This is a genomic window from Vibrio genomosp. F6, assembly GCF_005146325.1.
Taxonomy (GTDB): domain Bacteria; phylum Pseudomonadota; class Gammaproteobacteria; order Enterobacterales; family Vibrionaceae; genus Vibrio; species Vibrio cortegadensis.
The window spans coordinates 183,126-198,560 of sequence record NZ_SYUT01000010.1 but is presented as its reverse complement, the minus strand read 5'-3'; the positions used below and the strand labels follow the sequence as shown (position 1 = coordinate 198,560).

General features: G+C 41.8%; 15 protein-coding genes. All 15 read right to left on the bottom strand.

The window, feature by feature from the left end:
• Positions 1-19 precede the first annotated feature (19 nt).
• Positions 20-1,222: an enoyl-ACP reductase FabV gene (fabV, locus tag FCV43_RS01465; protein WP_136993800.1), complete on the bottom strand. Its 1,203-nt coding sequence runs from the start codon at positions 1,220-1,222 to the stop codon at positions 20-22.
• 255 nt (positions 1,223-1,477) lie between these two features.
• Positions 1,478-2,707, bottom strand: a complete 1,230-nt coding sequence (locus tag FCV43_RS01460) for a cysteine desulfurase-like protein (RefSeq protein WP_136993799.1) — start codon at positions 2,705-2,707, stop codon at positions 1,478-1,480.
• Positions 2,691-3,347 (bottom strand): 2OG-Fe dioxygenase family protein, encoded by a 657-nt coding sequence (locus FCV43_RS01455; protein ID WP_017054542.1) that lies wholly within the window; start codon positions 3,345-3,347, stop codon positions 2,691-2,693. The genes FCV43_RS01460 and FCV43_RS01455 overlap by 17 nt, the downstream gene beginning before the upstream one ends.
• Positions 3,348-3,839: 492 nt before the next feature.
• On the bottom strand, positions 3,840-4,937 hold the full coding sequence (locus tag FCV43_RS01450) for a DUF1513 domain-containing protein (protein ID WP_136993798.1): 1,098 nt from the start codon (positions 4,935-4,937) through the stop codon (positions 3,840-3,842).
• Positions 4,927-5,988 carry an imelysin family protein gene (locus FCV43_RS01445; protein ID WP_136993797.1) on the bottom strand — a complete coding sequence of 354 codons (1,062 nt, stop codon included), beginning with the start codon at positions 5,986-5,988 and terminating at the stop codon, positions 4,927-4,929. Before FCV43_RS01445 ends, FCV43_RS01450 begins: the two co-directional genes overlap by 11 nt.
• Before the next feature lie 10 nt (positions 5,989-5,998).
• On the bottom strand, positions 5,999-7,384 hold the full coding sequence (locus tag FCV43_RS01440) for a di-heme oxidoredictase family protein (RefSeq protein ID WP_136993796.1): 1,386 nt from the start codon (positions 7,382-7,384) through the stop codon (positions 5,999-6,001).
• Between the two features lie 155 nt (positions 7,385-7,539).
• Positions 7,540-8,799: an imelysin family protein gene (locus FCV43_RS01435; RefSeq protein WP_017054546.1), complete on the bottom strand. Its 1,260-nt coding sequence runs from the start codon at positions 8,797-8,799 to the stop codon at positions 7,540-7,542.
• Between the two features lie 195 nt (positions 8,800-8,994).
• A complete protein-coding gene (locus tag FCV43_RS01430) occupies positions 8,995-9,624 on the bottom strand; it encodes a GTP cyclohydrolase II (protein ID WP_113797334.1) in 630 nt (209 codons plus the stop codon).
• A gap of 210 nt (positions 9,625-9,834) precedes the next feature.
• Positions 9,835-10,023, bottom strand: coding sequence for a hypothetical protein (locus FCV43_RS01425; RefSeq protein WP_017054548.1), 189 nt, complete (start codon positions 10,021-10,023; stop codon positions 9,835-9,837).
• Between the two features lie 115 nt (positions 10,024-10,138).
• On the bottom strand, positions 10,139-10,552 hold the full coding sequence (gene nrfF / locus FCV43_RS01420; RefSeq protein WP_431188279.1) for a heme lyase NrfEFG subunit NrfF: 414 nt from the start codon (positions 10,550-10,552) through the stop codon (positions 10,139-10,141).
• Between the two features lie 41 nt (positions 10,553-10,593).
• Positions 10,594-11,121: a DsbE family thiol:disulfide interchange protein gene (locus FCV43_RS01415; RefSeq protein ID WP_017054550.1), complete on the bottom strand. Its 528-nt coding sequence runs from the start codon at positions 11,119-11,121 to the stop codon at positions 10,594-10,596.
• Complete coding sequence (locus FCV43_RS01410) at positions 11,111-13,042, bottom strand: heme lyase CcmF/NrfE family subunit (protein ID WP_136993794.1); 1,932 nt, start codon at positions 13,040-13,042, stop codon at positions 11,111-11,113. Before FCV43_RS01410 ends, FCV43_RS01415 begins: the two co-directional genes overlap by 11 nt.
• Positions 13,043-13,136: 94 nt before the next feature.
• Positions 13,137-14,093, bottom strand: coding sequence for a cytochrome c nitrite reductase subunit NrfD (nrfD, locus tag FCV43_RS01405; protein ID WP_017054552.1), 957 nt, complete (start codon positions 14,091-14,093; stop codon positions 13,137-13,139).
• Entirely contained in the window at positions 14,090-14,782 is a 693-nt protein-coding gene (gene nrfC, locus FCV43_RS01400) for a cytochrome c nitrite reductase Fe-S protein (RefSeq protein ID WP_017054553.1), read from the bottom strand. Before nrfC ends, nrfD begins: the two co-directional genes overlap by 4 nt.
• 4 nt (positions 14,783-14,786) lie before the next feature.
• Positions 14,787-15,374: a cytochrome c nitrite reductase pentaheme subunit gene (nrfB, locus tag FCV43_RS01395; RefSeq protein ID WP_136993793.1), complete on the bottom strand. Its 588-nt coding sequence runs from the start codon at positions 15,372-15,374 to the stop codon at positions 14,787-14,789.
• Positions 15,375-15,435: the final 61 nt, after the last annotated feature.

Here is a 15,435-nt window from a genome sequence, read left to right as displayed (position 1 = left end):
TAATTTCTGATTAATCGACTTAAATATCAATCACATCAAAATCGATGGCTGTAGCTACGTCAGCGTCGTAATCAACACCGTCTACACCGAAACCAAACAGTTTCAAGAACTCTTCTTTATACTCAACGTAATCCGTTAGTTCTTTTAGGTTTTCAGACGTCACTTGTGGCCAAAGGTTACGACAATGCTGTTGGATGTCTTCACGCAGTTCCCAGTCATCTAGGCGTAAACGGTTTTTATCGTCCACTTCTGCAACGCTGCCATCTTCTTTATACAGACGTTGGCTAAACATACGGAAGATCTGTTCCATACAGCCTTCATGTACGCCTTCTTCGCGCATCTTCTTGAATACCATCGCAATGTATAACGGCATAACAGGAATCGCAGAGCTTGCCTGAGTCACAACAGATTTAAGTACTGCAACATTCGCGGTACCACCTGTTGAGCTAAGCTTCTCATTTAATGCCATTGCAGCGCGATCTAAATCCATCTTCGCTTTACCTAACGCGCCATCCCAGTAGATAGGCCATGTTAGCTCTGTTCCGATGTAGCTGTAAGCAACCGTTTTGCAGCCTTCAGCAAGCACGCCTGCATCAGAAAGCGCATTCATCCAAAGTTCCCAATCTTCACCGCCCATTACCGTCACAGTGTCTTTGATCTCTTCTTCAGTTGCAGGCTCAACGCTCGCTTCAATGATTTGATCTTTATTGGTATCAACCGCTGTAGCCGTATATGTCTCACCGATAGGCTTCAGAGATGAACGAATCAACTCACCAGAATCAGGGAGCTTACGAACAGGAGACGCTAATGAGTAAACCACCATATCGATTTGACCTAAGTCTTCTTTGATTAAATCGATTGTTTTTTGTTTAGCTTCATTTGAGAATGCATCGCCATTTAAGCTTTTAGCGTACAAGCCTTCTTCATGTGCACACTTTTCAAAAGCAGCTGAGTTGTAGTAACCCGCCGTACCAGGTTTTTTCTCAGTACCCGCTTTTTCAAAGAAAACACCAATCGTTGATGCCCCGCCACCGAATGCCGCTGCAATACGAGAAGATAGACCGTAGCCACTTGATGAACCCACAACAAGTACACGCTTAGGTGCATTTTTGATTGGGCCTTGCGCCTTAGTATAAGCAATTTGTTCTTTTACGTTCGCTTCACAACCCACTGGGTGCGTTGTAGTACAGATAAATCCACGAATTCTAGGTTTGATGATCATATTCAACTTCCTTAAAAAATCCTTGGTAGGATAAAAGTTTCGCTCTCAAATGGCATCTAATTTCTTCAAAAAGACCCTTAAAATGTAAGTGGTTGGAGCACTACCGGCCACTTTTGTTCCCAAAAATATGAAAAAGACGGAAATAGCGTCATAAACAGGATCATTATATTTTGATAAGAGCATAAAAAATACCAACCAGCGTATCTCTGATTGGTATTGATATCTTTCAAGTATACATCAATTAGTCGAGTAAATTTACAGCCCGTTAAGCGCCTCAAACAGCTGATCGACCTCTTCTATTGTGTTGTAATGCATGAAGCCGATTCTTACGACACCACCACTCTCCTCTAAGCCAAGTTGCCTAATCAGCCCCAGCGCATAAAAGTGGCCATTCCAGACGCAGATGTTGTGTTCACCTAAACTTTTAGCGACAAATTCGGGATGATGATGTTTGAATGTAACAGCAAAGGTTGGAGTACGAAGGTTCGAATCAGCTTCTTCACGCCCATGTAGAGCGACCTTATCACCAAGGGTACTCAAGCGTTTTAAGAAGTATTCACTGAGCGCTTGTTCATGCTGATTATATTGGCTAAAACTCTGTTCAAGCCTCTTCCTCAACGAGCTACCTTGCTCGCCCCATTGAGACAAATACTCCACCGCTTGGATCACGCCAGCTAAGCCTTCAAAGCTTTGAGTGCCAGTTTCGAACCGACCAGCGCCTAAATTCGTTGCAGGTTCAACTTTGTAAGGTTGAATGGTTTGCAGCCATTGAGGTGCAATATATGCAATACCAACATGTGGGCCGAAGAACTTATAAGCCGAACAGGCTAGAAAGTCACAGCCTAAATCTTGAACATCAATCAGATGATGCGGCGCGTAATGAACAGCATCAACATACACTTTCGCGCCAACAGAGTGAGCCTGTTCGATCACTGTTTTTACATCGACAATTGAACCTGTGGTATTCGATGCGAATGTTACCGCCACCAGCTTAGTTTTCTCACTAAGCAGAGAGGCATAGTGATCCATATCCAACGAGCAATTACTTTCATCGACTTTAACCTGATGTACTACAACGCCTTTATCTTCAGCCGCTTGCTGCCAACTTGAAACATTTGAATAGTGATCTAATGCTGTGACGATGATTTCATCTCCAGCCTTCCAATCTCGGCTTATTGCTCGACTCAATTGAAAGGTCAACGACGTCATGTTCGCCCCAAACACCATATTATCGGGAGTTTCTGCATTCACTAGAGCTTGAACTGACTCTCTTGCCTGTGTCATCAGATTTGTCGTGTGTTGACTCGAAAAAAAATGCCCGCCTAGATTGGAGTTATAGAAACCGAGATAACTTGTCATCGCGTCCAAAACAGATTTCGGCACTTGAGAACCTCCAGGGCCATCCAAGAATATTACGGGCTTTCCATTATATTGCTGAGATAACGCACTAAACTGTTCACGAACAGAATTAAGATTGAAGCTCATTACGCGCATCCTTTGCTGTCAGAACAAAAACATCCATATGCCCTTTTTCTTCATTCTCGACGGGACATATCGGTTGAGCGTTATGCCACAGCTTGCTATCGGCTAGCATTGCTACTTCACCATTCTCAAGAATTTTTCTGAAAAATGGTGCTTCATTGCTATTGTTGTACAGCATAATCTCACCACCAATGATGTTACTACGATCAATACCGATTAATGCAAGGTGATCAAAACCATCTTGGTGAACCCCTTCCGGCGCAACTTGTGTCTCATCGTATATTGCTGCGATTCGAATTTGATGAATTTCAATTTCTTGCCCGTTAGGTAACTTGTTGCTATCAACAAACAGTTGGCACATCTCCTTCATGCCATCACTATCGAGAATGCCCTGCTCAATGGATTCAAATTGACGGACAATATCACCTTGAAAATGGTTAATATCATCAGTTTGTACAAACCCTGGGTTATCCAACTCTGTCACGGTTCCATCTTGCAGGCATATAACTGAATAACGACGTAATCGATATTTACCATCCGCATGTTCTGTTGATGGTAGTTGGTTAAATGAAGGGGATAACTGTTCTAAAGCGTGACGGGATAAACTAGTGATATGTAGGGTACTCTCGTGGTTATGTAACATCATCGACTCCTTGATAAAGAAACATTAACAATCAATAAATTTAACATTTAGTTCACACAAAGAATACGCACAAATATGGCAAACACAAGGCATCGCCATCAATAATCCCATAAAATAGACAAAAACCACACTAAACACCAATAAGTTAACAATTAGAAGTTAAACACTCCGATATTTGAATTGTGGATAGTTAAAAAGCAGATGAGTTCACTGCGGTCACACTAAAATATTGAAATTATTGAAAATTGTATTTATATCGTCTCATCACTTTACTTAAGATGTAAGAATCTCGCGAAATTTTAGCGGGGAGTAAATGCGATATTATCAGAGTAAAAAATTGTCAGAATTCAGATAAAGCAGTGTGTTTGACTCTACAATCTTATGCCGGCATTCAGTTCGAATATGAACCCAACCCCGAACATTTTTGTGTACAGCCCTTAACAATCAAGGGCCGTCATCGTAAAAGCTCAAGTCAAAATGTGATTCAATAGATCAAATGGCAGACCAATGGTTATCCCATTGCACGCCAGAGTATTTAGAAGTGGATTGCTGCTTATTGCGAGTAACAACCGAGCCAGAGCCAGAGCTCACCTTAAACATGCCGTTAGCTTCAATCACCCCGGATGCATCAGGAAGTGCCGCTAATTCGATCAATGCGCCACTCTCTTTCGACCATATCCCATAACAGTTGCCACGAGGCGATGTCGCCAGAATCAATTCATCACTTGCTGCAATGCTTGCAATATAGTGATTGAAACGTGCCCACTGTTCAGGCTCTGCTTGAAGCTGAACCATATCGCCACCGCGACGGTGCATCGCCAGTAAAGAGGGATACTCATCAGGTTCACCACGGTACTGCTGACCGCAAAGCACGGTATCACTTCCGTCATGTGCTAAGTGTCGAATGCTTAAGTGGCGGTCATCAAGAGAAACTTGATCGAGTAACTTTCCTTCTGCGGATACATAACTCAAACTAGGCGACATAGCGTCGAGATTCAATGCTTTTCGTCCATCGGTATGAACGCCACCTACCCCAATCGCGAGTGTATTATCTGGCATTGCGATCACTTCATGGGGCCCCAATCCAAAACCGGAAAACTCTTCCACTTTCTTATAGCCATCTTGAACACGGTATACACCAATGATCCCACGGCTAGTACCACGTTCACCTTCGGTTGCATACAAGTACATACCATCATTACTGAAAACACCATGGCCATAATAATGGCGATTTTTATCCGCTGGCCGCAGCAAGATCTGCTCACCAGATAAATAATCGAACACCATTAAATATGAACCTGGACGCCTAGCAAAAACTGCAGCGTGATATTTATACTGATCCTCACCATGTTGGCTATTGATAGCAACGCCATGACCACGCTCAGGTATTGGTAATGAGTGAATTTCAACGCCAGATTCATCAGCGACAACAGCACGATACTGCTTTTTTGCACTCAAGGAGCAACCTATCAATGCCGGAGAAGCATTGGCGTTGACTGATTGCGCTGCACATCCATAGGGCAATACAGGAACCATCGCCCCATACATAGCCGCTTTCAATAGCGTTCTTCGATTTAAATCAGTCACCATCGGTCGCGTTAAATCCTATCACTACGCCAAGTTCAATTGCCACTTCTTCATGGATCAAATACTTAAGCTGTTCTAATTTATTGTATTGTGCAAGTACGTTTTGGTACCCACTCTTAGTTTGTAGCATATTGAATAGGCTGTCTTGCTCTGGCCAAGTGTCGATGGCCATATCAAACTGTAAAGCGATTCGATCAGCAAGTTCGCCTTTATCTCTTGCACGCAAGATCGCATCCAATCCAGAACCATTGGCAAAATAAATAGCCTGCATCGCTTTCAGATTCTCCTTCAGATTGGATAACGATGAAGCAGAACGCCACGACTCAGAAAAGTAGGCTCGTGGATGGCCCATTTTTGCCAGTGGTCGACTCAACTTCTTCATACTGTATTCAAGCTGATTCGAAAGTAGGCTCACGTATTCCGAATTCCACTGTGCTTCATTCATCGAGGTCCAAGGGTTAATGAGCCATGCCTGTCGAATCTGTGAAGTACGATTCTGTAAATTCTGGCTGATTGCAGTCGCTGATGAGCACGTCTCACCTTTATTGGTAAGCAGAGGTGACTGGGCGTCAAACAACATCCACTCAATAGCACCAAGACCTTGCACCGTCACACTCTGGTTCGAGATCTCTTCAGCTGTCCATGATTTATCATATGACACCAACTGAGACATTTTTCGACCTGTCGTGTTCTTTTTGTCTGGCCAGAATTGAACATTCCAACTCTGCTCCAATGCTTTTACCGGGCCTCTCTCCTGTCCTTGTAAATGCATCCAAGCCGCCATCGATGCTTGCCAATATCCTTTTAAATCCGAAAGGTCGGCTCCATTTGAGCAGAATGATTTCATCGACTTATTTAAAGATATTGCTTGTTCGTTCAGTTTCATAGCCGATTGAAACTGTACTTGGTACAAACTGGAACTGATATGTTCAGTCGTGTCCATTTTGCTCAACACAGCTTGGTTTGATGAGTGTTTCGAGTCAGTACTCTGACATCCTAAAACCAATACGGTCGGAACAATTAAACTCATTATCCGAGATATTTTTAACCACATATACTTCTCCTTACAATGAGTTTAAGAAAGCAATCAGCGCATCACGTTCTGCTTTGTCAAAACCGAGAACTTGCTGTTTTGCTGATTTCGCTTCTCCACCATGCCAAAGCACAGCTTCCAGAAGGTTTCTTGCTCGACCATCATGCAAAAACATCGTGTGCCCGTTGACTTCTTTTGTATAGCCAATGCCCCATAGCGGCGCTGTTCTCCACTCTTGGCCATTTGCTAAATACTCAGGACGATTATCTGCAAGCCCTTCACCCATATCATGCAGTAACATATCGGTATAAGGGTTAATTACTTGGTTTGAAATCGCGGGTAGACCCTCACGATTTGCCGTCTTGATATTGGTTTGGTGACAGCTTTGGCAACCAGATTGAGCAAAAAGAGCTTGCCCTTTCATTACGGTTTCGTCTTTCACGTTACGGCGAATAGGGACAGCAAGGTGCTGAGAGTAGAACTCTACAAAGTCTAGAATATTATCACTTACTTCAATATCGCCACCATTTGGCAATTCATCGCATAAGCTCTGTTTCGATGTACAGTTTTCATTTGGGAAAAGTGAACTCGTTAATCCAACATCACCATTAAAGGCGGCCGCGTTTTGCTGCATCAAATTCGGCTGTCCAGCTTTCCAACCAAAACGACCAAGCGCAAATTCTTCCGCTTGAACGTCCCATACACGGTTAGCTTTACCTGAAACGCCTTGTCCCGCTAGCTTCTGTTGTTCAGCAAACGCCAAAATAGTACTTTCAGGAATACTTTCAAGCAGACCAAGACCAATCATAGGAGGGGCGACGCGAGCAGAAAATTGAGTGTCTGGGTGCATCTCACCAAAGCCGAGATCATTAATGGTTAATGTGGGTTTACGTAAGGTGACAACGAAACCATCTTTAAACGTGACAGGGACATCGGTGTAATCAATTTGAATTGAACCTTCAGGTTTTATATTTGGTAAGGAAAAGTCTTGTAGTTGACCACCGTACGTGGGTTCTGGAATGACACCATCTTTGATATACGCTTTTTTTTGCTCTGCCGTCATGGCTGGAATGCTTAGCCTAACTAGCATAGAGACGGCATGAGTATCCCCTTTTTCAGGAGCGTGCCCTCGCCCATCTTTAATATGGCAGTTCTGACAACCATTCGTATTGAATAGAGGTCCTAATCCATCACGAGCATCGGTTGAAGCTGGTGCTTGCACCCACGGATTACGGAAAAAACTGTTACCAACGCTAAAATCAAGGCGTTTGCTCATTGGTAAATTTGCAGCAGGTAAAGAAAAGGCATTGCTCCCTTCTTTTTTTACACTGGTTTGCCCACCAGATTTAACATCACTTGCCTGTATTGAAAACGATGTGATCAAGGCAATAGCTGCTGAGAAAATATATGATTTCATAACTGTATTCTTATTGTGTAATTTAGCTTTCAAAAATGCCATCAAAGAGTGGTCATATTGCAGGCGGTTTCCGCTGTCATTGACTTAAATATGATTATTATTTTAGAGATAGCAGAAAGGGCTCAAGAGAGCCCTTCTATATTATTATTTTATGCTTAGAATTCGTGATCGGCAGTATCTGGGTTTAAGCTGCTGATACCAATGACAGATGCCGCTCTTTCAATAGAACCAGTTTGTGCAACCAATGCCATGATTGTCTTATTAACCAAAGCATTACCTGCCGGGTTGTTAGCTGCAATCAGTTGATCGAAATGCTGATTGTTTTTCTCTGCTGAAGTCACCAATTGACCAACTTGTGCGCGAGCTAGATCGAACTGTTTCTGGATCTCTTTAGCTGCTTTTTTGTCTTTCTGAGCCACTAAATCGTAAAGGCTAGGTCCTGAAAGTAACTTGCCACTTTCACGTTTGTACAAACCTGTATAAACGTTATAGATCCCTTGCTCATTGTAGTAGTGAGAGTTATGAGTGTTATCAGAGAAACAGTCATGCTCATCTTCCGTTGAGTTTGCCTCTAATGCCACTTTCATACGCTCGCCGGCTAACTCACCTAATGAAAGTGACCCCATGCCGAACAGCATTTTACGCAAACCGTTATCAGCAGAATCTGCTAATAGCTCTTGGCGATAGTTACCTTTTTCACCGGCTTCCCACTGTTTTTCCATCCACTCAAGATCTTGGATCAAAAGTTCAGCAGCCGCTTTAAGATATTGACCACGTCGATCACAGTTGCCATTTGTACATTCGCTGCCTACAACGAAATCGGTGTATGCACGAGCGCCTGCACCAGCATTTGTACCGTTAAGATCTTGACCCCAAAGTAAGAATTCAATCGCATGGTATCCAGAGGCTACATTCGCTTCAGAGCCACCAATTTCATTTAAATCTGCGATCAACTCAGGAGTGATGGTCGTTGCATCAATAACACTTGAACCAACTTTAAGAGTTTTGTTAGCTACGATATTTGCACTCGCACCTTCATTACCAAGCTCATACTGATAATCACTACCAACATAATCAATTAAACCTTCATCAAGAGGCCAAGCATTCAGTTGCCCTTCCCAGTCATCGACCACGACGTTACCAAAACGGAATACTTCAGATTGTTGGTACGGTACGCGTGAATCTAACCAAGTTTGTTTTACTTTCTCAAAACTTGATGCTGAAGGTTGGGCTAAAAACCCATCAATTGCTGTGTCCAGAGTTTTCGCTGTAATAACAGAGTCTTCAAATACCGCGTGAGCAATATCTGCGTAATGCTCTACTACTTGATCTTTAGTTACTGCGGCAAATGTAGAGCCTGAAGCTAGAAGTAGTGACGATGCAATGGTTGTTGCCACTAAATGTTTAATAGTCATGAAAGCGTCCTTGTTGAGCTTAATCGTATTCTAAATTTTAATTATATTGATAGTGCAACTTATTATCATTTGCACTTAGGTTTGGGATAATACAAATTTACAATTTTTTTGCAAGACAAAAACAAAAAAACCTCACAATAGTGAGGCTTTATTCAAATTCAACAGAAAATCTAGGGAAGAGACTTTAAGGAAGGGCTACAACTTCAGGTTGTGTTTCCCATGAGAGACTTTCGCTTGTAAATAGCTTTCGTTGCCCGATTTAATATGAGCGAGCGTGTTAACGACTGATTCTATTTCAATACCAAAGTTCTTAAGATCATTGATTTTTTTAGGATTATTGGTAACTAAATGAATTTTATTAATACCCAATGCTGTTAACATTTGTGCGGCTTCAGTGAAGTCTCTAAGGTCATCACCAAATCCAAGATGATTGTTCGCCTCATAGGTATTCATCCCTTCAGTTTGAAGTTTGTATGCATCAATCTTGTTATATAGACCAATACCACGACCTTCTTGCCGTAAATAAAGAATGATGCCGCCTTGCTCACCCATCTTTTGGATCGTTTCTTCTAACTGCTCACCACAGTCACAACGGGATGAATGAAAAACATCGCCAGTCAAGCACTCTGAATGCATTCTAACTAACGGAATTGTGGGTAGCTGATCAACAGACTTGAAGACAACCGCTACATGTTCCTTATCCGTTTCTAATCCTTTAAAAGAGAGCATCTCTGCATCGATATTACTCTTTGCTCCGACTTTCAACTCTATTCTGGCACGTACTTCCGCCATATTCTCACTCACTTGACTATTTGTTGTCTGCATTTTAGAAAAGGAATGCAGTGTATTCGCACTACGATTCTTCAACTATGGGGACTCACGCCTCATTTTTCAATGACCAAATCATAATTGTTATATTATAACATTTCAATCCACAGGCAATAAAAAGCCCCAATTTTATAATGATAAAATTGAGGCATTATACTAAAGTTGCTTATTTTCAATGTGTTATATTATCCACACATAACGAACACATTAGCAATTCAGTTGCTGTTTCTGCGATTTTTTCCACACCGCTAATTGAATCCAAACACTTTCCAGTTCAGAAAGCTCTTCTTGAGTGAGTAGAGAAACACTTGAGGTCGAGATTCCGGAATTATTGGCTTGCATAGAACGAAGATGCGCATAAAAGTCATTTTTTAATTGCGAGGTTATCGAGTCCATGTGCAAAGCCTTATATTCAATTAACGTTTGGTATAGTGCGAAGTGATATTATTTGATTAAATAATATCACTTCGTTTATATATTACACAATCATTAATTGAAAATGGAATAATAGTCACAAACTCTTTTTTTTAACACTTTTTATCGCAAAGAGTAGAAATAAGATCAACAACAGCAGTGGAAAGATCCAAAGTAATAGATTTTTCGCATTAAATGTGGGCTTATACATAACAAAATCACCAAAACGATCCGTCATAAATTCTATTATTTCTTCTTCTGACTTACCCTCTTTTACCATGGTAAAGACTTTTAAGCGCAAATCTTTAGCTATTGGAGAGTTAGATTCGACAAGATTTTGGTTCTGACACTGTGGGCAACGCAATGACTTTGCGAGTAAAATGGCATGTTTCTGCTGTAAAGGCGTATCAAACTCAAACAATTCAACCTGTTGGCTGACTTCTTTACTTGCTCCGACAAACACCTCGTCAGTTGAGGCTTGAGCATGACAAGAGGCTAATACAACCATCATAAAAAAATATAGTATTCGCATAGTTTTTCTTCAACGATTCATCAATTATTAAAGTAGCGTTTAAATTCTTGGTTCCAAATATCACGGGTTAATGCTCCACTGTATTTCTTAATTATAATTCCATCCCTGTTAATTAAATAAGATTCAGGAGTACCAATAACGCCAAGATCCAACGCAAACTCTCCACGAGGATCAAATATGATCCTTCTGTAAGGATCACCCTCCTCCAAGAGCATATTATTTGCCGATTTAAGATCATCCCTATAATTCAAACCGATGATATTAATATTCTCATCTTTCAATTCTTTGAGAAATTCATGCTCTGATTTACAAACGCCACACCAAGAGGCCCATACATTGAGCAATTGAACATTCTCTGTAAGAACATCAACCTTGGTGAGAACTTGCTGTGAATCTCTTAAGTCCGCTTGCATGAACTCAGGCAAAGGTTTATTAACCGAAACGGATTTACTACTCTGACTCTCAGATAACCCAATGGTCAGCGTGCCAATAAAAGCACACATCACGAGGAACAGTACGCCAATTTTTAGTTTGGTTTTATTTTGCAAAGCCAGCCCCTGTATTGGTTTTTTGTTGATTTTCGCGACTGCGTTTTGGTTGAACTAAAAGCAACACCACGCCTAAAATCGAAAGCAGCGCTCCTAGCCATATCCAGCGAACATACGCCTTGTATTGAATCCTTACAGCATAGGATTTGAGATCGACCTTCTCTCCAACCGTGACATAAATATCACCATGCCAGAACCATTTCATAGCCGGTTCACTCATATTCATTACGCGGACTTGATAATGGCGTCTCTCAGGTATAATGATATCTGTCCGGTTATTGCCGCTAATCTCTAACCATATCTTCTCTGATGTATAGTTTGGCCCAATATATAACTCAGTGTCTAAATGTTTGATCGTCCAGTCAGCGAATACCACTTCTGTTCCTGGTGCCATTCTACGGTTAAGTTCATAAGAGTGTTCGCTATTCATCGCAGAACCTATACAAACAACAGCAACACCAATATGCGCCATATTAACCGCAATGCTTCGTGCTCGACCCGATGTTGCCAGCGAAAATTTCAGCAAATACAGATGAGATAACACCACCCAAACTGCTATTATCCAGGTTAGTTGTACTAGCCAAGCACTGTATTCAACTTGAACCTGGTAGAGCAATACACCAACAACGATAGAAGCAATAGCGGTAATGATAACGACTTGTTTTACGTTCTTGCGCTGTTTGTAGTAAGAAATAAAAGGGCTGGCTCCCATCATAAATAGAGCAATGAGCGCTAGCGGAGAAAAAACGGTATTGAAGTAAGGAGCTCCTACCGAAATATTTCCTAATCCTAATAAACTAAATAGCATTGGATAGAAGGTCCCAACGAGGACAACTATCATCGCAACAATAAGCAGGCTATTGGCCAGCAGTAACACAAAACTCTTACTCAGAAAGTGAGTGATAGACTCGGATTTAATCTCGTCGCCTCTAGCCAGCAATAGACAAAATGATCCGAATAAAACAAGTGAAAGTATCAATAAGAGTGTCAATCCTTTCCCCGGATCAACGGCAAAAGCATGAACGGATGTCAGTACTCCAGATCGAACGATGAACGTGCCTAGAATGCTCAAACTGAAAGTGATAAAAGACAGCGAAAACGCCCATTTCATTAGCTGACGCTTATAACGAGCAACAGACAAACAGTGCAATAGTGCTGTTGAAGTTAACCACGGCAATAAAGATGCATTTTCTACCGGATCCCAAAACCACCAACCGCCCCAGCCTAGTTCGTAATAAGCCCACCAAGAGCCCAGAATAATGCCACCAGTTAGAAACACCCAAGCGCTCTGGCACCAAGGCTGACAATACTTAACCCAGTTGTACTCTATTTCCGGTGTTAATAAGGCGGCAACGGCAAATGCCAGTACCGTCGAAAGGCCAACATAGCCCAAGTAGAGCAATGGCGGATGGAATATTAACCCCACATCTTGGAGCATAGGATTTAAATCTCGCCCCTCTACAGGAATCATAGAACTCATCACAAATGGATTGGATGCGATAAGCGTAAACCACGCAAACACAGCAATTAAGCCATTCATCACCCAGAGAACATTGATCAAATATGCTCGCGGATAACGTCGGTTCAACGTAATTAAACCACTCCAGCACCCAAGAGTTAAAACCCAGAAAAGCAGGGAGCCTTCATGACCACCCCATACGGCCGCCAATTTGAAAAATATCGGTAATTCAGTATTAGAGTGTGCTGCAACATATGATATTGAAAAATCATCAATATAGAAGGCGAAGCCAAGCAGGACTATACTCACGATAGAAAACAGCGCAGATAGCTGAGTACAAGAGCGCACAGTAGAGAGTTCAATCGGCGAGTTTTGCTGTCTTTTCCAGCCAATAGCCACGCAGATTATTGAACTCAAACAAGCGACTAGAACAAGAGAAAATAGACCTAACTCACCAATCATAAAACCTCAAAAAAAAGCCCCACCAAAATCAGTGGAGCTTATAGTTTACAAGCAATGACACTTTCAAACACTAGTGTTATCAATCAAAACTGATTTAAACAACTGTCATTTGACCTGCGTATAGAATGAAAGTACGTAACATCAATACGCCCACTAAACTCAGCGTTGTTACGACTAAAATAAAACCGCCACTATGACGAATTGACTTAGGCGTGACTGCATTAAGTAGAAGCGGTAGCAACATACCTGCGCCAATTACGCCCCACCAGAACCAAGATGCCCAAAAGCCTTCGCCAATCGCATTCATTGCCGAAATCTCAGCCTGTCCACCAGAGAAAATTAGTCCAGTGAAGAAGGTGACCAAAACGAACAACTCAAACATAACGACTGGACGTTCAAACCCGTGGATCCATGAAACACTTGGCCCATGTGGAGACTCTTTAAATACAAGAACGCCGAATAAGATACATGCCGCAGCACCAGAGGATAGGCTTGAAAACAAGAACAGTATTGGAAGTACTGGATTATTCAGCATTGGGTACGTTTGAAGTGCTGACAATAGGAAACCAGTATAAGCCGCTAGTAGTAGCGCAAGGAACCCAAGGAATAGCTCAATTGAATTCTCAAACTTAGTGAATTTCTCCAGTAAACCATCAACAAATGCAAAGCGACCTTGTAGGAAATCGACAATTTGTTTTTTAAAGATGATACCAATCCAAACAAACAATACCGCCATGTAGACTTGGAAGAGAATAACCCCCATAGACATCACCGATGTTGGATTAAAGAAGATCATTATTTTCCAAAACGAAAGTGGTTTTGTTAGATGGAAAATAAGAATCGTTAGGCCAGATATGATACCGAATGGTGCAAGGAAAGCCGTCGCTTTCAAAATACCATTTTCAGCTGGGTTTCCTTCAATTACCTTGCGTTTAAGGTAAATTGAGATCATTACAGCACCTGCTGACATACCAGCTAAGAACAAGTAGATAGCAATAATCCAATCCCACACGACTGTGCTAGATTGAAATGCGGTGTCCCATGCACTCATGATGAAATCTCCCCTTTCTGATGCGGTACTTTGAACAACTTAGGCTTAGTACCCAAATGAACCTTATCTCGATAAACCACTTCATTCTTCAATACTTGATTGATCTCACTTTCAGGATCGTTCAAGTCACCAAATGTCAGCGCCTTCGTCGGGCAAGACTCGACACATGCCGGTAATTTACCTTGAGCAAGATTTGTGTCACGACAGAAGTTACATTTATCTGCTGATTTGTTTTCAGGATGGAAGAAACGAACTTGGTAAGGACAAGCCGCTAAACAGTAGCCACAGCCGACACACTTATCGTGGTGCACATCGACGATGCCTGTTTTCTCATCTTTATAGGCTGCGCCTGTAGGGCAAACCATAACACAAGGAGCATTTTCACAATGTTGACAAGATTGGCGAGTAAAACGGTATTCAACATCAGGGAATTCGCCTTGTGGTTCACTGCGAATGATCTCTAATCGTGATACACCTTCAGGAACATTATTTACTTCACGACAAGCATCTGAACATGCCGTACAACCGATACAAGCAGTTTCATCGTGGATCATACCATAGCGTTTATTGCCATCTTCTTGAACGCTTGCCAATGTTTTACGGCTAGTAACAACAGCGGTACCCGCAACACCAGTAGTAACAATAACGGCACCAGCGCCTGCTAAGAAATTACGTCTAGAACAACTCATAACATCACTCCTCTTCTTTTAACTGGTTGAAGTCTGAGTGGCAATCCACGCATAGCTTAATTTTTTCTTTCTTGTCGAATGCCAATACTTTCGCTTTCTTAGCGTGAACATCGTGGCAATTAGAACAAGTTAAGTTTTTCGCGTGAACATCGTGTGTCCAACTGGACTCACGTAAATATTCTGGCTTATGACAATCGGTACATTGACTGTTCGCTTTTAAAATAGCGTCAGGTTCAAGGAATACCTTTTCAGAGCCAGGTTGCGATTGAGCGTTGGAGTACTTAATAACCTTCGGAGCACCTTCACGGTGATCTGGACTAATATTGCTATGACATTCCGTACAATTTACTTCGCGTCCAAGAATTTTATGCGCATCTTCGCCATGAGAACCAAAAAGAGTTTCTTTTGAATCTTTATGACATTGCACACATTTATAATCTTTATCACGAATGAGGCTGACTTCATGTCGTGTCGAGGCATCTTCAAGCTGAACAGATGAAGAGTCGGCAACGGCATGGATGGAATAACCATAGAGACAGAATGCTAGAAGAGACTTCAACATTATGGCTATGGTCAATTTTATATTGCCCATTATATCCTTTCCTTATACCAGCGAAATTAAGCTCTCTACTTAATTATTCCGGTCAAATAAA